18 protein-coding genes are annotated in these 18,369 nt (G+C 69.7%); 5 read left to right on the forward strand and 13 right to left on the reverse strand.

Features of this window, described 5'->3' with window-relative positions; genetic code table 11:
* Positions 1 to 53 precede the first annotated feature (53 nt).
* Positions 54 to 1,001, forward strand: coding sequence for an esterase/lipase family protein (locus SM757_RS19670; protein WP_066333515.1), 948 nt, complete (start codon positions 54 to 56; stop codon positions 999 to 1,001).
* A 1-nt stretch (position 1,002) separates the two neighbouring features.
* Here the strand turns inward: SM757_RS19670 and fusA are convergent, their stop codons facing one another.
* From fusA to SM757_RS19700, 6 genes are all read right to left on the reverse strand, one after another.
* Positions 1,003 to 3,051, reverse strand: coding sequence for an elongation factor G (gene fusA, locus SM757_RS19675; protein ID WP_066333517.1), 2,049 nt, complete (start codon positions 3,049 to 3,051; stop codon positions 1,003 to 1,005).
* A gap of 269 nt (positions 3,052 to 3,320) precedes the next feature.
* A complete protein-coding gene (locus SM757_RS19680; protein ID WP_322466795.1) occupies positions 3,321 to 4,328 on the reverse strand; it encodes a lysylphosphatidylglycerol synthase transmembrane domain-containing protein in 1,008 nt (335 codons plus the stop codon).
* Positions 4,328 to 5,578, reverse strand: a complete 1,251-nt coding sequence (gene clsB / locus SM757_RS19685; RefSeq protein ID WP_066333519.1) for a cardiolipin synthase ClsB — start codon at positions 5,576 to 5,578, stop codon at positions 4,328 to 4,330. The genes SM757_RS19680 and clsB overlap by 1 nt, the downstream gene beginning before the upstream one ends.
* On the reverse strand, positions 5,575 to 6,456 hold the full coding sequence (locus SM757_RS19690) for an endonuclease/exonuclease/phosphatase family protein (protein WP_066333522.1): 882 nt from the start codon (positions 6,454 to 6,456) through the stop codon (positions 5,575 to 5,577). Before SM757_RS19690 ends, clsB begins: the two co-directional genes overlap by 4 nt.
* Before the next feature lie 14 nt (positions 6,457 to 6,470).
* Entirely contained in the window at positions 6,471 to 6,638 is a 168-nt protein-coding gene (locus tag SM757_RS19695; RefSeq protein ID WP_322466796.1) for a hypothetical protein, read from the reverse strand.
* Between the two features lie 142 nt (positions 6,639 to 6,780).
* Positions 6,781 to 8,268, reverse strand: coding sequence for an AMP nucleosidase (locus tag SM757_RS19700; RefSeq protein WP_066333732.1), 1,488 nt, complete (start codon positions 8,266 to 8,268; stop codon positions 6,781 to 6,783).
* 126 nt (positions 8,269 to 8,394) lie between these two features.
* On the opposite strand from SM757_RS19700, the gene minC reads away from it, so the two are divergent.
* The 4 genes from minC (at position 8,395) to SM757_RS19720 (ending at position 11,154) form a co-directional block, all read left to right on the forward strand.
* Positions 8,395 to 9,129 (forward strand): septum site-determining protein MinC, encoded by a 735-nt coding sequence (gene minC, locus SM757_RS19705; protein WP_322466797.1) that lies wholly within the window; start codon positions 8,395 to 8,397, stop codon positions 9,127 to 9,129.
* 62 nt (positions 9,130 to 9,191) lie between these two features.
* Positions 9,192 to 10,007 carry a septum site-determining protein MinD gene (gene minD, locus SM757_RS19710; protein WP_066333529.1) on the forward strand — a complete coding sequence of 272 codons (816 nt, stop codon included), beginning with the start codon at positions 9,192 to 9,194 and terminating at the stop codon, positions 10,005 to 10,007.
* Between the two features lie 6 nt (positions 10,008 to 10,013).
* The gene (gene minE, locus SM757_RS19715; RefSeq protein WP_066333531.1) at positions 10,014 to 10,274 is read left to right on the forward strand and encodes a cell division topological specificity factor MinE; all 261 of its coding nucleotides are present in this window, start codon (positions 10,014 to 10,016) and stop codon (positions 10,272 to 10,274) included.
* A 112-nt stretch (positions 10,275 to 10,386) separates the two neighbouring features.
* Positions 10,387 to 11,154: a type III pantothenate kinase gene (locus tag SM757_RS19720; protein ID WP_066333533.1), complete on the forward strand. Its 768-nt coding sequence runs from the start codon at positions 10,387 to 10,389 to the stop codon at positions 11,152 to 11,154.
* Between the two features lie 54 nt (positions 11,155 to 11,208).
* Here SM757_RS19720 and SM757_RS19725 read toward each other — a convergent pair whose 3' ends face one another.
* The 7 genes from SM757_RS19725 to SM757_RS19755 all read right to left on the reverse strand — a co-directional run bounded on the left by SM757_RS19725 (position 11,209) and on the right by SM757_RS19755 (position 18,329).
* Positions 11,209 to 11,490, reverse strand: coding sequence for a DUF427 domain-containing protein (locus SM757_RS19725; protein WP_322466798.1), 282 nt, complete (start codon positions 11,488 to 11,490; stop codon positions 11,209 to 11,211).
* 56 nt (positions 11,491 to 11,546) lie between these two features.
* Entirely contained in the window at positions 11,547 to 12,833 is a 1,287-nt protein-coding gene (gene egtB / locus SM757_RS19730; RefSeq protein ID WP_322466799.1) for an ergothioneine biosynthesis protein EgtB, read from the reverse strand.
* A gap of 196 nt (positions 12,834 to 13,029) precedes the next feature.
* Entirely contained in the window at positions 13,030 to 14,367 is a 1,338-nt protein-coding gene (gene hslU, locus SM757_RS19735; RefSeq protein ID WP_066333540.1) for an ATP-dependent protease ATPase subunit HslU, read from the reverse strand.
* 59 nt (positions 14,368 to 14,426) lie between these two features.
* Positions 14,427 to 14,969, reverse strand: coding sequence for an ATP-dependent protease subunit HslV (hslV, locus tag SM757_RS19740; protein WP_066333544.1), 543 nt, complete (start codon positions 14,967 to 14,969; stop codon positions 14,427 to 14,429).
* Between the two features lie 66 nt (positions 14,970 to 15,035).
* On the reverse strand, positions 15,036 to 16,550 hold the full coding sequence (locus tag SM757_RS19745; protein WP_322466800.1) for a hypothetical protein: 1,515 nt from the start codon (positions 16,548 to 16,550) through the stop codon (positions 15,036 to 15,038).
* A gap of 26 nt (positions 16,551 to 16,576) precedes the next feature.
* Positions 16,577 to 17,212: an RNA polymerase-binding protein DksA gene (gene dksA / locus SM757_RS19750; protein WP_238455706.1), complete on the reverse strand. Its 636-nt coding sequence runs from the start codon at positions 17,210 to 17,212 to the stop codon at positions 16,577 to 16,579.
* 82 nt (positions 17,213 to 17,294) lie between these two features.
* A complete protein-coding gene (locus tag SM757_RS19755; protein WP_066333552.1) occupies positions 17,295 to 18,329 on the reverse strand; it encodes a CobW family GTP-binding protein in 1,035 nt (344 codons plus the stop codon).
* Positions 18,330 to 18,369 lie beyond the last annotated feature (40 nt).

The raw sequence follows: 18,369 nt of genomic DNA on the forward strand, positions 1-18,369 counted from the left end.
GGATTCGAATTTGGGTACGCTTGCTCTGTAAATCAGCAACGGCCTGAAAATCCATGATCGCCCGCCTGCAGCAGTTCATGACCATCAATTGGCTGCTCACCATCGTGGGCTGGTTCTGGTGGGCCTGGGCACATGAATATCGGCTGGCGGCCGTGCTGGGCACGGTTTTCCTGGCGACGCTGCATGCCGGCGTGCTGGGTCTGGAACTGCTGCTCCAGTATTTTGTTTCCCGCCACGATGCCGTCCCGCCCGCATCCGTTCGCGCGCTCTTGAAAGCCTGGGCGGCGGAATGCATCACCGGCCTGCGCGTCTTCTGCCTGCGCCAGCCCTTTCAGCATGAGGCCGAACCGGACTACCTGCCGCCGCCTTCCGGCCGGCGCGGCGTGCTGCTGGTGCACGGCCTGGTCTGCAACCGCGGGGTGTGGTCCCCCTGGCTGCGCGTGCTGCGCGAGCACGGCGTCCCGGTGCTCGCGCCCAGCTTCGAACCGCCCTTCGGCCTCATAGAAAGCTGGGTGCCCGGCGTGGACGCCGCCGTGCGCCGCCTGTACGCCGCCACGGGTGAGCCCGTCCTGATCGTCGCCCACAGCCTGGGTGGCCTCGCGGTGCGTGCCTGGCTGCGCGGGGGAGGGGACGCGAGCCTGGTGGCCCGCGTCATCACCATCGCCTCGCCGCACCGCGGCACCTGGCTGGCCCGCTTCGGGACGACGCCCAACGCCCGCCAGCTTCAGCTCGGCAGCCCGTGGTTGAAAAACCTGGCGCGCGACGAAGCCGCCGCGCCCCACGGCCTGCCCATGCATTGCTTCTTCAGCGACTGCGACAACGTGGTGTTCCCGCCCTCGGTGGCCACGCTGCCGGGCGCGGAGAACCGGCTGTTGCGCGGCTGGGCCCACGTGGACCTGCTGGAGGCGGCCGAGCTGCTGGACGCCGTGCTCCAGCACGCCGGGGCCGCCCCGGACGGCAGCGTCGCCTCCCGGCGCGCCGTCCCGCCCATGGCGCGGTGACTTACTCCTCGTCGCGCACCTTGAACTGGCCCACGAGCTGCTGCTGCGTGTTGGGCGGCACCGGGTCGTAGTGCGACAGCGCCAGCGTGTAGCGGCCCTGGCCACTGGTCATGGCGTTCAGCCGTGACTGGTAGTTGCTCAGCTCCGACAGCGGCACCTGCCCGCGGATCAGCATGCTCCCCGCCGCCCCGTTGTGCGTGCCGCTGACCTGGCCGCGGCGGGAGGAGAGATCGCCCGTGATGTCGCCCATGGCGCTTTCCGGCGCCAGGATTTCCACGTTGACGATGGGCTCCAGGACGATGGGCCGCGCCTCGCGTATGGCCGTCATGAAGGCCTTGCGGCCCGCGGTGACGAAGGCGATTTCCTTGCTGTCCACGCTGTGGCTCTTGCCGTCCAGCACCACCACGCGCACGTCCACCACCGGATAGCCGGCGATGGCACCCAGGGCCAGCACTTCGCGCACGCCCTTTTCGACGGCCGGAATGAACTGCCCCGGAATCGCGCCGCCCTTGACCTGGTCCACGAACTCGAACCCGGCGCCGCGCGGCAGCGGCTCCACGCGCAGCATCACTTCGCCGAACTGGCCGGCGCCGCCCGTCTGCTTCTTGTGGCGGTGGTGCCCCTGGGCCACGCCGGTGACGGTCTCGCGGTAGGCGATGCGCGGCGGCCGCGTCTGCACCTCGAACTTGTAGACCTCGCGCAGCCGCTCCAGCAGCACGCGCAGGTGCAGCTCGCCCAGGCCGTAGACGATGGTCTCGTTGGTCGCGGGCACGTGCTCGACCTTGAGGCACGGGTCCTCGTCCAGCAGCTTGGTCAAGATTTCCCACATGCGCTGCTCGTCGCCGTGGCGCTTGGGCTCGATGGCCAGACCGTGCACGGGCACGGGGAAGTCCAGGGGCTGCAGGTGGATGTGGTCGTCTTCCGCCGCGTCGTGCAGCACGGCGTCGAAGTGCAGGTCGTCCACCTTGGCCACGGCGCAGAGGTCGCCCGGCAGCGCCTTGCTCACCTCCACGTGCTCCTTGCCCTGCAGCATGAAGAGGTGGTTGACCTTGAAGGGCTTACGGCCGTCGCCGATGTAGAGCAGGCTGTCCTTGGTGAGCGTGCCCTGGTGGATGCGGAAGATGCCCATCTTCCCGACGAAGGGGTCCACCGTGACCTTGAAGACGTGCGCCAGCACGTGCAGCGAGGGGTCGGGCTGCGCCTGCAGCGGCTGCGCCTCGTCGCCCTCGCCCTTGAGGAAGGCGGGCGGGTTGCCCTCGCCGGGGTGGGGCAGCAGTTTCACCATCACGTCCAGCAACTGCGCCAGGCCCGCGCCCGTGCGCGAGGAGACGAAACACACGGGAATCAAATGGCCTTCGCGCAGCGCCTGTTCCAGCGGCGCGTGCAGCTCGCTGGCGTCCACGTCGCCGTCGTTGAGGTAGCGCTCGACGAAGTCGCCGTCCACCTCCACCACCTGTTCCACGAGGGCGCGGTGCGCGTCCTCGACGGCGCCGAAGTCCGTCTGGCCCTCGCGGTTGAAGAAGCAGTCCACCACCTTGGCGCCGCCCTCGGCCGGCAGGTTCAGCGGCAGGCATTCGCGGCCGAAGGCCTCCTGCAGTTGCTTGAGCAGCGCAGGCAGGTCCACGCCCTGCGCGTCTATCTTGTTGACGATGACGAGCCGGTCCAGCCGGCGCTGGGCTGCGTACTCCATCATGCGCACCGTCATGGGCTCTATGCCCACCGCGGCGTTAACGACCACCGCGGCCGTCTCCACCGCCTCCAGCGCCGGCAGCGACTGGCCGACGAAGTCCGGCGCGCCGGGGGTGTCTACGAAGTGAATGCGCGTGTCCTGGTGCTCCAGGTGCATGAGCGCCGCGCTCAGCGAATGCTGCATGCGGCGCTCCAGGGGATCGAAGTCGCTGACCGTGCTGCCGCGCTCCAGGCTGCCCGCGGCGCCTATGGCGCCTGCATGCAGCAGCAGCGCTTCGGCCAGCGAGGTCTTGCCGGAGGCCGCCGCGCCGACGAGGGCAAGCGTGCGGATGGCAGCGACGGAACGGGATGGGCTCGACATGGCGGTCTCCTTCTGCGCCGGCCCCGTGGCAAGCGCGCTGCTGAGGTGGAAATCCAGCGTAAGTGATCGCCCCGGGGCGCACAAGGCGCGCGCCTTGCGCCATGTCGTGGTGCGTGTCATAGACCGTTGCGGCCCATCAAGGCGCGTGCGGCCTGGGTGGGCTGCGGCCACATCGTTCGCCTGCGTGCCCGCCGAGCCCCATTAAATGGGCGGCATTGTTCAGATTTCTGAACGATGAGGCCTGCGAAAGCGTTTCGCCCGCGCCGTGCTCAGGACTGCGGGCGGGCCGTGCGCGGCTGGCGTGCAGCGGCCGCGCGCCCCCGGCGCAGCCGCGCTTCCAGCCCCAGGTACACCAGCGCCGCCACCGCCAGCGGCAGCAGGTAGAAGAGGGCCCTGTAGGCCAGCAGCGCCGCCAGCAACTGCGCCTCGGGCTGGCGGCCCGCCAGCAGCGACATGAACACCGCCTCCAGCACGCCCAGGCCCGCGGGCACGCGCAGCGCGATCACGGCCATGCTGGTGAGCATCAAGGCACCCAGCACCGTGGGGTAGTCCACCCCGCCGTGCAGCAGCACGTAGAGCACGCCGGCCACGAAGGACCAGTGCAGGGCCGAGAGCCCAACCTGCGCCAGCGCCAGCCCCGCGCGCGGCAGCTCCAGCCGGTGGCCGCGCAGCGTCCACAGCCGCCGCCGCGACCAGCGGCAGGCCGCCAGGTACAGCCCAACCACCGCCAGCAGCGCCGCGCCCACCAGGCGCAGCGCGTGCGGGCTCAGGGGCGCGTCCGGCGGCAGGTGCACCAGCCCACTGGCGAACACCGCGCCGGCCAGTGCCGCGTACCCGATCCAGTTGGTCAGCAGGCTGATGCCCCAGACGCGCACGATGGTCGCCATGGGCAGGCCCTGGCGCGCATAGAGGCGCAGCCGCAGCGCCACGCCGCCCACCATGGAGCCCAGGTTGAGGTTGGCCGCGAAGCTCACGAAGGCCGTGGCCGCCACGCGCGGCGCGCTCAGGTGGTGGCCGCTGTAGAAGCGGCCCAGCAGGTCGTAGCCGGTGTAGAGCGCATGTGCCGCCGCCACGGTGAGCGCGGCCAGCAGCAGCGTGCCGGGCCGGTAGTCCAGCAGCGCGGCCCAAGCGGCGGCCCAATCCAGGCTGCGTGCACGCCAGGCGATGAAGCTCAGCAGCGCCAGCAGCGTCAGCACCAGCAGCGGGCGGCGCACATGGGCCCAGGCATGTGCCCAGGGGTGGGCCGGCGGCGCGTGGCGGGCCACGGCGCGCTCCATCAGTGCGGCGCGTGGTTGGGCGCCTCGGGGTGCACGTCCACCTGGCGCCGCCCAATGAAGGAGCGAATGAACTTGCCTTGCCGCGGCAGCATGTCGGCCCAACTGGGGAAGTGGCGCAGCAGGTGGAAGGCCAGCGCGCCGGTGACGTAGCGCCACATCGTCCGCTTGGGCAGCGCCTCGCGGCCCATCTCGCGGCACTCGTGGTCCATCAGGCGCTGCAGCCGGCGGCGCAGCTCGGCGGCGAAGCCGGGGTCGCGGATGAGCAGGTTGGCTTCGAGGTTGAGCGACAGGCTCAGCGGGTCCAGGTTGCTGGAGCCCACGGTGGCCCATTCGCCGTCCACCACCGCCACCTTGCCGTGCAGCGGGCGCTTGCAGTACTCGTGCACGTGCACGCCGTCCTTGACCAGCGAGTGGTAGAGCATGCGCGCGCCTATGCGCACGATGGCCATGTCCGGCTCGCCCTGCAGGATGAGGTGCACCGCCACCCCGCGCCGCGCCGCCCGGCGCAGCTCGCGCAGCAGCCGGTAGCCGGGGAAGAAGTAGGCGTTGGCGATGACGATCTCGCGCTTGGCCGTGCGTATGGCCATGCGGTAGCAGCGCTCGATGTCGTTGGGGTGGCGCTCGTTGTCGCGCGTCACCAGCGCCGCGTAGGCGTCGCCCACGGCCGGCAGCGGCGCGGGCGGGCGGGGCTTTTCCTGGCGCTTGAAACCCTGGCGCATCCAGCGCACCAGCGCGCTGCGCACGGGGGCCAGCACCTGGTGGACGAAGCCATGCACCTGCTGCACCACGGGGCCTTCGATCTGCACCGCGTAGTCCTGCTTGGACTCGGGGCCGCTGATGGCGAGGTGGTCCACCGAGAAGTTGATGCCGCCGATGAAGGCGCGCTCGCCGTCGATCACCACGATCTTGCGGTGCATGCGGCGCACGAGGTTGTAGCGCAGGCCCAGCAGGCGCGGCCGGGGGTCGTAGACGTGCAGCCGCACGCCCGCGTCGGTCAGCGCCCGGATGAACTCGTCCGAGAGGTCGGGCGAGCCGTAGCCGTCCACGGTCAGGTCCACCTGCACGCCGCGGCCGGCCACTTCCAGCAGCACGGCGTGGAGCTGTTGCCCCACCGGGTCGTCGAACAGGATGAATGTTTCGATCACCACCTCGCGCCGGGCCTGGGAGATGGCCTCGAAGACGCGCGGGTAGTACTCCTCGCCGTTTTCCAGCAGCTCGATGCGGTTGCCCGCTTGCCAAGTGAGTTTCACAGCATCACCTCCGCCGCCAGCGGCGCGTGGTCCGACAGGTGCGACCAGGGCCGCTTGGGCAAGCCAATGGGCGCGTGGCGCAGGTTGCGCACGTAGATGCGGTCCAGCCGCAGCACCGGGTGCCGGGCCGGGAAGGTGCGCGGCGCGCGGCCGTGGGCGTGGGCGTGCACCTCCTGCAGGTGCAGCTCGCGCAACAGCCGCTGGTGGGCGCACAGCCGCCAGTCGTTGAAGTCGCCCGCGATCACCAGCGGCGCCTGCGCCGGCACGGCGTCGTGCAGCAACTGGCCCAACAAATCCACCTGGCGCTGGCGCTGCGACTCGCGCAGCCCCAGGTGCACGCAGATGGCGTGCAGCGGGTATTCGGAGTTGGGCAGCTCCAGCTCGCAGTGCAGCAGGCCGCGCTTTTCGACGCCGTCCAGGTCCAGGCTCACGTCCACGTTGCGGTGGCGCAGGATGGGGAATTTGGACAGCAGCGCGTTGCCGTGGTGGCCTGAGGGCGAGACGGCGTTGCGCCCGTAGGCGTGCTGGTGCCAGATGGTGTCGGCCAGGAACTCGTACTGCGGCATGCGCGCCAGCGCCTGGGCCGCGCCGCCGGCCGCGGCCGCACCGGGCAGGGGGCGGGGCTCGTGGCGCCGCGCGCCCTTGCCGGCCAGGGTGTGCACGGCGCGCAGGTCGTGCTTGTGCGAGGCCGCGCCGGCCACCTCCTGCAGGAAGACGATGTCCGCGCCCGTGCCGCGCACCGCCTCGCGGATTTCCGAGAGCACGTAGCGGCGGTTCATGGCCGTGAAGCCCTTGTGCAGGTTGAGCGTGAGCACGCGGATGTGCGCGGCGCCGTCCAGGGCGGGCTCATCGCGGCGCAGCGGAACGGGCAGTCGCATCGCAGCCAAGGCGCTCAGGCCTGCATGGCCTGCGCGCAGGCGTTGCAGAGGTCCAGGGACGACAGCCGCTCCTCCGTCGGCCGCGGGAAAGCCTCGTCGTCCGGCGGCAGGTCGTCCAGTCCCGGCTCGCCGCCGTAGAACCAGCGCTGGATGCCGTCCAGCCGCTCCTGCAGGTCGTTCATGGGGTGCTCCTTGCGTGCTTGTGATCGCTCAGGAGCAATGGTTGCGCCCAGGGGCGCGGCCGTCAGGCGGCGGCGGCCGCATCCGTGCGTAGGAAGCGGCCTACCCGCCGCGAGGGCCGCGGCGGGTGCGGGAGAGGGCGCCTTACTGGAAGGCCACCTCGTTGAAGCTGCGCAGCTTGCGGCTGTGGAGCTGGTCCAGGCGCTGCTGGCGCAGGATGTCTATGGCCCGCATGCCTATGCGCAGGTGCTGGTCCACGCGCTCGCGGTAGAAGTGGTTGGCCATGCCGGGGAGCTTGATTTCGCCGTGCAAGGGCTTGTCGCTCACGCACAGCAGGGTGCCGTAGGGCACGCGGAACCTGAAACCGTTGGTGGCGATGGTGGCGGACTCCATGTCCAGCGCCACGGCGCGGCTCTGGCTGAAGCGGCGCTCCGGACCCGGATGCGGCAGCAGCTCCCAGTTGCGGTTGTCGGTGGAGGCCACCGTGCCGGTGCGCAGGATGCGCTTGAGCTCGAAGCCGCGCAGTTGCGTCACGTCTTCCACCGCCTGTTCCAGCGCGACCTGGATTTCGGCCAGCGCGGGGATGGGCACCCACAGCGGCATTTCCTCGTCGAGCACGTGGTCCTCGCGCACGTAGCCGTGGGCCAGCACGTAGTCGCCGAGCTGCTGCGTGTTGCGCAAGCCTGCGCAGTGGCCGAGCATGATCCAGGCGTGCGGGCGCAGCACGGCCACGTGGTCGGTGATGGTCTTGGCGTTGGCCGGGCCCACGCCGATGTTGACCATGGTGATGCCGGCGCGGTCCGGCCGCACCAGGTGGTAGGCGGGCATCTGCGGCAGCCGCGGCGGCGCGGCGCCCAGGGCATCGCCGGGTTGCGCGGCGTGGCCGGCACGGCGCGTGACCACGTTGCCCGGCTCTATGAAGGCGCAGTAGCCGTCGGCGGCCTCGTCGCCCTCGGGTGCGGCCATGAGGCTGCGGCCCAAGCGGACGAACTCGTCGATGTAGAACTGGTAGTTGGTGAAGAGCAGGAAGTTCTGGAAGTGCTCCGGCGCCGTGCCCGTGTAGTGGCGCAGCCGGTGCAGCGAGTAGTCCACGCGCGGCCCGGTGAAGAGGGCCAGCGGCATGGGCTGCCCCGGCGGCGTCTCATGCGTGCCGTTGGCGATGCCGTCGTCCATGGCCGCCAGGTCGGGCAAATCGAAGAGGTCGCGCATGCGCTGGCGGCGCTCGGCGCTCATGGTCCCCTCGATGTGGTCGTGCTCCGAGAACGAGAAGTGGATGGGAATGGGTTGAGTACTCATCCCCACCTCCAGCGCCACGCCGTGGTTGCGCAGCAGCAGCTCGAACTGCTCCAGGTAGTAGTCGCCGAAGAGGTCCGGGCGCGTGAGCGTGGTCTCGTAGCTGCCCGGTCCGGCCACGAAGCCGTAGGCCAGGCGCGAGTCGGCGCGCGCAACGGTGTCTGTGTGTACGCGGACGAAGGGATAGCAGGCGCGCACCCTTCGCGCCGGGTCGGTGCCGGCCACGAATTCCTGCAGGGACTGGCGCAGGTGCGTGATGCCGATGTCGTAGATGTGGCGGGCATGCGCCAGCGCCGCCTCGGCGCTGGTGAACGATTGGGTCGCGATGAGGGTGGGCATGAGCCATTGTGGCTTGCTCACAATGCTGCTGCATCGCAGCAAACACTTGCCGAACACTTGCCGCGATGCAAGCCCGGCGCCATGCCGGCCCGGTAAACTGCCGCCCTTTTAGGCTCGTTCCGCCCCATGGCCGCTGTTTCCGCCGGAGTGACCTCTCCCTTCGATCTCAGGAGCGCTTCGCTGACGCTGCTGGCGCTGCTGCTCAAGACCACCGACCTGGAGCTGTTGACGGCGGAGCTGACGCAGCGTCTGGCGGACACGCCTGAGCTTTTCAACCAGGAACCGGTCATGGTGGACCTGGCGGCCGTGCGCGACGACCCCAGTCCGCTGGACATGCACGCCCTGGTGGCGCTGCTGCGCCGCCACCGCATGCTGCCCGTGGCCGCGCGCGGCGGCAGCCCCGCGCAAATGGAAGCCGCCGTCGCCGCCGGGCTGGGCGACTCGCCGGATGCCGTCTCCATGGCGCCGCGCACGGAGAACGTGCGCGAGGTCGTGCGCGAAGTGGTCCGCGAAGTGCCCGTGGGCGGCACGGCGCTGCTCGTCGACAAGCCTTTGCGCTCAGGCCAGCAGGTCTATTCCCGGGGCGGGGACCTGGTGGTGCTGGCGCAGGTCAACTGCGGCGCCGAAGTGATTGCCGACGGCAGCGTGCACGTGTACGCGCCGCTGCGCGGCAAGGTGGTGGCCGGCGCCCGCGGAGACACCGCCGCGCGCATCTTCACCACCTGCCTGGAACCCGAGCTGATCTCGATCGCCGGTACCTACCGCACCGCCGAGAACCCCCTGCCGCCCGACGTGCTGGGCAAGCCTGCCATGGTGAGGCTGGAGGGGGAAAAGCTGGTGATCGAGCCGATCAAGATCTAGCGCCGCACGATGCGGCGCCTGCAATGCACACCGAACCGAACAGCTGAAAGGATGTACCTGAGATGGCCAGAATCGTCGTCGTGACCTCCGGCAAGGGCGGGGTCGGCAAGACCACGACCAGCGCGAGCTTCTCCACTGGCCTCGCCCTGCGCGGGCACAAAACGGCGGTGATCGATTTCGACGTTGGCCTGCGCAACCTGGACCTCATCATGGGTTGCGAGCGCCGCGTCGTGTATGACCTCATCAACGTGATCAACGGCGAGGCCAACCTCAACCAGGCGCTGATCAAGGACAAGCACTGCGAAAACCTCTTCGTCCTGCCCGCCTCGCAGACGCGCGACAAGGACGCGCTGACCAAGGAAGGCGTGGAACGCGTGCTGGCCGACCTGGCCGAGCAGGGGTTCGAGTACATCGTCTGCGACTCGCCCGCGGGCATCGAGAGTGGCGCCATGCTGGCCATGCACTTCGCCGACGAGGCGCTGGTGGTGACCAACCCCGAGGTGTCCTCGGTGCGCGACTCCGACCGCATCCTGGGCATGCTGGGCTCCAAGACGCGCCGCGCCATCGAGGGCGACACGGCCATCAAGGAGCACCTGCTCATCACCCGCTACAACCCGTTGCGCGTGGAAGACGGCCAGATGCTGTCGCTGCAGGACATTCAGGACATCCTTCGCATTGACCTGATCGGCGTGATCCCGGAGTCCGAAGTGGTGCTGCAGGCGTCCAACCAAGGCGTACCTGTCGTTCACATGAATGGCACGGACGTTGCCGAGGCGTACAAGGACGTGGTGGACCGCTTCCTCGGTGAGCAAAAGCCCATGCGCTTCACCGAAGCGGTCAAACCCGGCTTCTTTAAGCGACTCTTTGGCGGGAGGTAACGCGTCATGAGCTTTCTGTCCTTCCTGTTGGGTGAGAAGAAGCGCTCGGCCAACGTTGCCAAAGAGCGCTTGCAGATCATCCTGGCGCACGAGCGCAACGGCCGCAGCCGCAGCCCCGACTACCTGCCGGCGCTGCAGCGCGAGCTGCTGGCCGTCATCACCAAGTACGTGTCCATCAGCTCTGATGACATCAAGGTGCATCTGGAGCGGCAGGACAACCTGGAAGTGCTGGAAGTCAAGATCGAGTTGCCCGAGGCCGCGCGCTGAAGGCGTGCGGCCTGAGCCGCAGGCGGGTACGCGCGAGGCGTGCCATGCGTTGCGGCACGCCGTACTGACGCCGCGCAGCGGCATGCCCGTTTCACCCTGATACCCTGCCGCCATGAGTTTTCTGGCCATAGACATAGGCAACACGCGGCTGAAATGGGCGCTGTACGCCGCACCACAGCCCGGTGCTGCCGTGCTGGCCCAGGGCGCGGCCTTTCTGGAAACCATTGACGAGCTGGCCGATTCGCAGTGGCGCGGCCTGCAGCCCCCGCGCAGCATGCTGGGCTGCAACGTCGCCGGCGATGCCGTGCGCCGCCGCGTGGAAGAACAGCTGGAGCTGTGGGACCTCACGCCGCGCTGGGCCGTCTCCAACGCGCGCGACGGTGGCGTGCGCAACGGCTACGACCATCCCGGCCGCCTGGGTGCCGACCGCTGGGTGGCGCTCATAGGCGCATGGGCCCATGCGCAGGCACGCGGCGTGGACGGGCCGGTGCTGGTGGTGATGGTGGGCACGGCCGTGACGGTGGACGCGCTGGACGGCGAGGGCCGCTTCCTGGGCGGCCTCATCCTGCCCGGCCACGGCATCATGCTGCGCGCGCTGGAAAGCGGCACGGCCGGGCTGCACGTGCCCACGGGCGAGGTGCGCGACTTCCCCACCAACACCTCGGACGCCCTCACCAGCGGCGGCACCTTCGCCATCACCGGCGCCATCGAGCACATGCACCGGCGGCTGCAGCGCCACTGCGGCCGCTCACCCATCATGCTCATGACGGGCGGCGCGGGCTGGAAGGTGGCGCCCTACCTGGACATCCAGCACGAGCTGGTGGACTCGCTCATCTTCGACGGGCTGCTGGCGTTGCAGGCGCACCGGCTGGCGCTGTAAGCCGCCACGCCATCCGTCCTGGCGATGAGGCCTCGCGCAGGGGCCCCATTTCGCTTACTCGGTGACCTTCACGCCCTTCCAGAAGGCGATGCGGCCCTTGATCTCGGCCGCGGCTTCGCTGGGCTCGGGGTAGTACCAGGCGGCCTCGGGGTTGAGGTCGCCGTTGACCAGCAGCGACCAGTAGTGCGCCTGGCCCTTCCACGGGCAGCTCGTCCTGTGGTTGCTGCTCACGAGGTACTCGCGCTTGACGGCGCTCTCGGGGAAGTAGTGGTTGCCTTCCACCAGCACGGTGTCGTCGCTCTCGGCGATCACGTTGCCGTTCCAGGTTGCTTTCATGGCTGTGCGTCTTTCGTCGTTGCAAGGTCGCCGGCTGCAGGCGCGGCGCGGGGAGGTCAGGCGCCGTCGCGTGCCAGGCGCAGACCGCTGAATTGCCAGCGCGCCGCCGCCGGGAAGAAGTTGCGATAGCTCGCCCGCACATGGCCGGCCGGGCTGGCGCAGCTGCCGCCGCGCAGCACGCTTTGCGCGACCATGAATTTGCCGTTGTACTCGCCCACGGCGCCGGCCAGCGGCCTGAAGCCCGGGTAGGGCTCGTAGGCCGAGCGTGTCCACTGCCACACGGCCGAATCCGCCTGCAGCAGCCCGGGACCGTCGGTGATTGGGGCGGGGTGCAGGTGGTCCGCCAGCGCCTTGGGCGCGGTGGTGGCGGACGGCGGCGGCGCCTGCGCGGCCACGGCGGCCTCCCATTCCGCCTCGGTGGGCAGCCGCGCGCCCGCCCATTGGGCGTAGGCCGCGGCCTCGTAGAGGTTGACGTGGCACACTGGCTCGGCCGGCGCCACGGGGCGCTCGCCGCTCAAGGTGAACTGCGTCCAGGGCCCGCCCTCGCGCTCGGCGCGCCAGTACATGGGGGCCGTCGCGGCGTTGGCCTGCACCCAGGCCCAGCCGTCGCTGAGCCACAGCTCGGGTCGCCGGTAGCCGCCGTCGGCCATGAATTCCATGTAATCGCCGCAGCTCACCGGGCGATTGGCCAGCTCAAAGGGCTGCAGCCAGACGCGGTGGCGCGGCGTCTCGTTGTCGAAGGCGAAGCCGTCGCCCTGGTGGCCGATGTCCACCAGGGCGCCGTCAAAGCCCAGCCAGCGCAGCGGCGGCGTGGCGGCGGTGGCCACGCCGGCCCCGCGTGCCGCATCGTCCGCCAGATACGCCGGCTGCAGCGGGTTGAGCGACAGCAGGTGCTTCACGTCCGTGACGATCAGCTCCTGGTGCTGCTGCTCGTGCTGCAGGCCCAGCTCGATGAGCGCCGCCGCGCTCCGCAGTGCCGCCTCGTCGCCGGCTTCCACGAACTCGCACAGCGCCGCGTCCACGTGGCGCCGGTAGTCCAGCACCTCCGACAGCGCCGGCCGCGACAACATGCCGCGCTGCGGGCGCGGGTGGCGGGGGCCCAGCGCCTCGTAGTAGGAGTTGAAGAGAAAGCCGAAGCGCTCGTTGAAAGCGCGGTAGCCGGCGGCGTTGGGCGCAAGCACCAGCGTTTCGAAGAACCAGCTCGTGTGCGCCAGGTGCCACTTGACGGGGCTGGCGTCCGGCATGGACTGCAGTGCGCAGTCCTCGGCCGACAAGGGTTCGGACAAAGCCAGGCTGTGCGCGCGCACCGCCTGCAGGCGGCGCAGCAGGCGAGGGCGGTCCATCGTGCGGAGGTCCTTTCGCTGCGGGAATGGGAGGCGGCACCGGCAAGAGGCGCCGCGCGTCGCGCCGGCTGTCGGCAAGCGGGCGGCCCGGCCAGGCACCGCCGCCGCTTGCCGTAGGATTTTCAAATGCTGTTTGAAAAAACCTGCGAGGATCTCCTCGGTTTTCGAGGGAATCCCGGCTCGCTCCGTCAGGGCGTCAGAGGATGAAGCGCGACAAATCCTCGTTGCGCGAGAGCTCGCCGAGCTTGGCGTCCACGGCGGCGGCGTCCAGGCTCACGGTCTGGCCGGAGAGATTGGGCGCGTCGAAACTGACCTCGTCCAGCAGCCGCTCCATCACCGTGGCCAGGCGGCGCGCGCCGATGTTCTCGGTGCGCTCGTTCACGTCGTAGGCGATCTGCGCCAGGCGCCGGATGCCTTCCGGCGTGATCTCCAGCGTCACGCCCTCGGTGGCCAGCAGCGCCTGGTACTGTTTGACGAGGCTGGCATGGGTGGACTTCAGGATGGACTCGAAGTCGTCCACCGACAGCGAGCCCAGCTCCACGCGGATCGGAAAGCGCCCCTGCAGCTCCGGAATCAGGTCGCTGGGCTTGGCGAGATGAAAAGCGCCGGAGGCGATGAAGAGGATGTGGTCGGTGCGCACCATGCCGTACTTGGTGTTGACGGTGGTGCCCTCGACCAGCGGCAGCAGGTCGCGCTGCACGCCCTGGCGCGAGACGTCGGCGCCGCGCGACTCGCCGCTGCCGGCGACCTTGTCGATCTCGTCGATGAAGACGATGCCGTTGCCCTCGGCATTGGCCACGGCCGCGGTCTTGATCTCGTCCTCGTTGACCAGCTTGGCCGCCTCCTCCTCCACCACCAGCTTCAAGGCCTCGGCGATCTTGAGCTTGCGGGTGTGGCGCTTGGCTTGGCCGAACTGGGAGAACAGGCCCTTGAGCTGCTCGGCCATCTCCTCCATGCCCTGCGGGCCCAGGATTTCCAGGGCGGGGCGGTGGTCGGCGACCTCGATCTCGATTTCCTTGTCGTCCAACGCGCCCTCGCGCAGCCGCTTGCGCATGCCCTGGCGGGCGGCGTTGTCGGCCGGCGGCTCGTGGGTGGCCAGGCCAAAGCCCGCGGCGCGGGGCGGCGGGACGAGGATGTCGAGCACGCGCTCCTCGGCGGCGTCCTCGGCCTGGGTGCGCTTGGTGCGGATCTGGCGCTCGCGCTCCTGCTTGACGGCCACGTCCACGAGGTCACGGACGATGGTGTCCACGTCCTTGCCGACGTAGCCCACCTCGGTGAACTTGGTGGCCTCGACCTTGATGAAGGGCGCATCGGCCAGCCGCGCCAGGCGCCGGGCGATCTCGGTCTTGCCCACGCCGGTTGGGCCGATCATCAGGATGTTCTTGGGCGTGATCTCGGTGCGCAGCTTCTCGTCCACTTGCTGGCGACGCCAGCGGTTGCGCAGCGCGATGGCCACCATGCGCTTGGCCTGGGCCTGGCCGACGATGTGGCGGTCGAGCTCGGAGACGATTTCCTGGGGGGTCATGGCGCTCATGGCGTGCCTTGGGAAAAAGTTGGGAACAACGGTGTGTGTGCAACCCGCTGGGCCGCGGCTCAGGCGCCGCCCAGGGTTTCGATGGTGTGGTTCTGGTTGGTGTAGATGCAGAGGTCGCCGGCGATGGTGAGCGACTGCTTGACGATCTCGGCGGGCGACATCTCGGTGTGCTGTGCCAGCGCGCGGGCCGCGGCCTGCGCATACGCTCCGCCGGAGCCGATGGCGATGATGCCGTGCTCGGGCTCCAGCACGTCGCCGTTGCCGGTGATGATGAGCGAGGCGTCCTTGTCCGCCACGGCCAGCATGGCCTCCAGGCGGCGCAGCACGCGGTCGGTGCGCCAGTCCTTGGTCAGCTCGACAGCCGCGCGCACCAGGTGGCCCTGGTGCTTTTCCAGCTTGCCCTCGAAGCGCTCGAACAGCGTGAAGGCGTCGGCCGTGGCGCCGGCGAAGCCGGCCAGGACCTGGTCGCGGTAGAGCCGGCGCACCTTGCGGGCGCTGGACTTGACGACGATGTGGCCCAGCGTCACCTGGCCGTCGCCGCCCAGGGCGACGAGCGGGCCGCGGCGCACGCTGACGATGGTGGTGCCGTGAAAGGGTTCCATGGGGTCTTGCCTTGAGCGGCGGGGTGCCGCGAAAAACACCGTACGACTTCAGCCGGACGGCAGGGTTCAGGTGTTGTGCACGCGCACGCGGGCGTGCTCGGTGATGCCCATCGCGCCCAACAGCAGCGCGACGAGCCGGTGGGCGTCCGAGAAGCCCAGGCTGCGGTCCTCCTGGCGCCGCGCCTGCACCCATTTGAGCAGGTCGCCCGCGGCGTTGAAGTCCACGCGCACCAGCCGTGCGCAGCGCACGTCCACGCGCGTGGCGTTGCCCACTTGCTGCTGCAGCCGCCTCAGGGTCGGTCCGATGTCGCCCACCAGTTGCCCGGCGAGCTCGACCTCGGCCACGGCGTCGGCCCCTTCAGGCAGCAGCGAGTCCGGCACCATCACGTCCAGCGGCAACAGCGAGGAGGCAGGCGTGCTCACGCTGGCGCCGCCGCCGTCGCGGGTCAGGCGCACGCGGCACAGCGGCTCCTCCCAGGCCGGGGGCGAGATCTCGTAGGTGATGCAGTAGTCGATGGCGGCCTCGTCGAAGGCCTGGGCGCGGTGCAGCAGCCGCAGCGCCTGCAGCCGCAGCAGCCACAGCGCGGGGTCGGTGTCGCGCACGCCGGCGGGCGTGGCCTCGCGCAGGCGCTGCAGCAGTGTTTCGCTGCCCAGCCAGTACAGCTCCATGGACTGGCGCGCCCAATGCTGCAGCAGCGGCGCCAGCCGCGTGGGCGCGTCGGCCAGCACGTGCTGCAAGCCAGACCAGTCCATGGTCCAGGGCTGCGCGGTCTGCTTGGCGTAGTCCTGCAGCCGCTGCACGGCTGCGGCGTCCAGCACGGCCGGGCAGGTCCAGCCCTGGCCGGGGCGCGCGGGCGTGGTGGTGAGCGGGGGCATCTGCGCCAGGCGCTGCGGCAGCGAGAACCACTGCGGCGGCGAGCGGTGGAAGCGCCGCGCGAACTCGGCGGCCAGGGTCTCGAAGGCGGCCTGCGCGCCGGTGGCGCGGTAGAGGTCCAACCGCACCAGCCAGGTGTCGGCATGGTGGGCGCGCACGCCCTCGGGGCTGGTCAGGTCGGCCAGGAGCTGCTCGCAGCGGACGAACTCGCCGTTGGCGAAGGCGATGACGGCCTCGTCCAGCAGCGGGTCCTGCGCCACCTCGCTGCTGGAGGCGCAGGCGGCGCTGGGCGGAATGGGGTCCAGCGTGAGAGGGCGGGGCAGCGGGCGGTCCAGCAGGCGGCTGGCCGGCGTGGCGTCGCCCACCATCTGCTGCTCTATGGCGTCTATCTTGGCCTTGACGCAAGTGTCGGCGGGCAGGGCACCGGGGGTGGTGTCGGCGCTGCGGGGCTCGGTGTCCAGGTGCAGCGCTTCCAGCGCCGCGGGGCTGGCCACGCCGTCGCGGCGCAGCTTGCGCAGCATGTCGAACTCGCGCTTGCGCACGAAGTCGTTGCGGCGCTTGCGCTCGATCATGGCCTTGAGCTCGGAGCGCTCCAGGCCCAGCAGGGTGCTGTCCACCGCGGGGCCCTCGGCCTCGGCGCCGGAGGCGGCGGCAAAGCGGGCCGCCACCTTGCGCAGGAAGCTTGCGCCTTCCTTGGGGTCGGCCATGGGCTGCGGCGGGCGGCGGCGCTGCTTCAGTCGCCGAACATCTTCTGCTTGAGCTCGCGGCGCTGCTGCGCTTCCAGCGACAGCGTGGCCGTCGGACGCGCCAGCAGCCGGCCCAAGCCGATGGGCTCGCCCGTCTCGTCGCAGTAGCCGTAGTCGCCCGCGTCGATGCGCGCCAGCGACTGCGAGATCTTCTTGAGCAGCTTGCGCTCGCGGTCGCGCGTGCGCAGCTCCAGCGCGTGCTCTTCCTCGATGGTGGCGCGGTCGGCCGGGTCGGGGACGATGGAGGTGTCCTCGCGCAGGTGCTCGGTGGTCTCGCCGGCGTTGGACAGCAGGTCGTCCTTGAGCGCGCTCAGTCGCGTGCGGAAGAACTCCAGCTGCTTGTCGTTCATGTACTCGCTGTCCGGCATGGACAGCAGTTCTTCTTCGGTGAGCTCGCTCCCGGACTTGTTCTTCCAGGCATTGGCGAGCTTGGGGTCCGCCTTGACGGGGGGCTTGAGGGTTTCCATGGCGGGGTCGGGATAGGTTCTGGCGGCGGGTTGAGGAGAAGGGGAGAAGCGCTCAGCAAAGCGGCTGGGGGCGGTCGGGGCCGCCGCGGCGGCGGATGTCTCGATCGGGGATGACGGGCCGGCGGCAGCCGCGCTCTTGACCGGGGTCTTGCTCACATCGCTCTCCTCGAATCGACGGGGCGCCGCACGGGGGGCGCGCAGCGCGCGGCATTGTAGCCAGCGCCCTGCTTGCAGCCGCTTACACCAGGCATTGCTCCAAACCCTGCAGCAGGATGTCCCGCGGCAGGTCCACTCCAATGAACACCATCTTGCTCTGCTTCTTCTCGCCGGGAGTCCATTTGGGGCCCAGGTCGCTGCCCATCATCTGGTGCACGCCCTGGAAGACGACCTTGCGGTCGCTGCCCTTCATATACAGCACGCCCTTGTAGCGAAGCATCTTGGGTCCGTAGACCTGCACGATGGCGCCCAGGAAGTCTTCCAGCTTGGCCGGATTGAAAGCTTTATCGGCGCGGAAGACGAAGGACTTGACGTCGTCGTCGTGATGGTGGTGATGCGGGTGGTCGCAGTGCTCGCCGTGCTCGTGGTCGTGATGGTGGTGATCGTGCGGCGTGTCGTTGAGGAACTCCGGGTCGATCTCCAGCTTGGTGTTGAGGTTGAAGCCGCGCAGGTCGAACACCTCGCTGATGGCCACCTCGCCGAAGTGCACCCGGCGCTGCGGTGCGCGCGGGTTCATGTGCTTGAGGCGGTGCGAGAGCTCATCGACTTCGGCCGTCGGCACCAGGTCGGACTTGCTGATGAAGATCTGGTCGGCGAAGCCCACCTGGCGGCGCGCTTCCTGGCGGGTGTCGAGCTGGCTGTTGGCGTGCTTGGCGTCCACCAGGGTCAGGATGGAGTCGAGCAGGAAGCTCTCGGCGATCTCGTCATCCATGAAGAAGGTCTGCGCCACGGGGCCGGGGTCGGCGAGGCCCGTGGTTTCGATCACCACGCGGTCGAAGCTGAGCTCGCCGCGGCGGCGCTTGGCCGCCAGCACCGACAAGGTGGAGCGCAAGTCCTCGCGGATGGTGCAGCACACGCAGCCGTTGGAGAGCTGGATGATCTGCTCCTCGGTGTCGGCCACCAGGATCTCGTTGTCGATGTTCTCTTCGCCGAACTCGTTCTCGATCACGGCGATCTTCTGGCCGTGCGGCTCGCTGAGCACGCGCTTGAGCAGCGTGGTTTTGCCGCTGCCGAGGAAGCCGGTGAGGATGGTGGCGGGAATCAGTCCGTTGGACATGGGCTTGCAGCCTGGCCCAAAGCGCCAGGGGGGTCTGATA

Origin of the sequence: Azohydromonas lata, from assembly GCF_034427735.1 — a bacterium.
Classification (GTDB): Bacteria; Pseudomonadota; Gammaproteobacteria; order Burkholderiales; family Burkholderiaceae_C; genus Azohydromonas; species Azohydromonas lata.

Bases quoted from the DNA above. Each gene is read 5' to 3' on its own strand.
- SM757_RS19745 (WP_322466800.1), bottom strand. From the start codon at position 16,550: ATGGCCGACCCCAAGGAAGGCGCAAGCTTCCTGCGCAAGGTGGCGGCC.
- minE (WP_066333531.1), top strand. From the start codon at position 10,014: ATGAGCTTTCTGTCCTTCCTGTTGGGTGAGAAGAAGCGCTCGGCCAAC.
- fusA (WP_066333517.1), bottom strand. From the start codon at position 3,051: ATGTCGAGCCCATCCCGTTCCGTCGCTGCCATCCGCACGCTTGCCCTC.
- SM757_RS19700 (WP_066333732.1), bottom strand. From the start codon at position 8,268: ATGCCCACCCTCATCGCGACCCAATCGTTCACCAGCGCCGAGGCGGCG.
- egtB (WP_322466799.1), bottom strand. From the start codon at position 12,833: ATGGACCGCCCTCGCCTGCTGCGCCGCCTGCAGGCGGTGCGCGCGCAC.
- SM757_RS19720 (WP_066333533.1), top strand. From the start codon at position 10,387: ATGAGTTTTCTGGCCATAGACATAGGCAACACGCGGCTGAAATGGGCG.
- minD (WP_066333529.1), top strand. From the start codon at position 9,192: ATGGCCAGAATCGTCGTCGTGACCTCCGGCAAGGGCGGGGTCGGCAAG.
- SM757_RS19680 (WP_322466795.1), bottom strand. From the start codon at position 4,328: ATGGAGCGCGCCGTGGCCCGCCACGCGCCGCCGGCCCACCCCTGGGCA.
- SM757_RS19695 (WP_322466796.1), bottom strand. From the start codon at position 6,638: ATGAACGACCTGCAGGAGCGGCTGGACGGCATCCAGCGCTGGTTCTAC.
- SM757_RS19670 (WP_066333515.1), top strand. From the start codon at position 54: ATGATCGCCCGCCTGCAGCAGTTCATGACCATCAATTGGCTGCTCACC.
- hslU (WP_066333540.1), bottom strand. From the start codon at position 14,367: ATGAGCGCCATGACCCCCCAGGAAATCGTCTCCGAGCTCGACCGCCAC.
- minC (WP_322466797.1), top strand. From the start codon at position 8,395: ATGGCCGCTGTTTCCGCCGGAGTGACCTCTCCCTTCGATCTCAGGAGC.
- hslV (WP_066333544.1), bottom strand. From the start codon at position 14,969: ATGGAACCCTTTCACGGCACCACCATCGTCAGCGTGCGCCGCGGCCCG.
- SM757_RS19755 (WP_066333552.1), bottom strand. From the start codon at position 18,329: ATGTCCAACGGACTGATTCCCGCCACCATCCTCACCGGCTTCCTCGGC.
- SM757_RS19725 (WP_322466798.1), bottom strand. From the start codon at position 11,490: ATGAAAGCAACCTGGAACGGCAACGTGATCGCCGAGAGCGACGACACC.
- SM757_RS19690 (WP_066333522.1), bottom strand. From the start codon at position 6,456: ATGCGACTGCCCGTTCCGCTGCGCCGCGATGAGCCCGCCCTGGACGGC.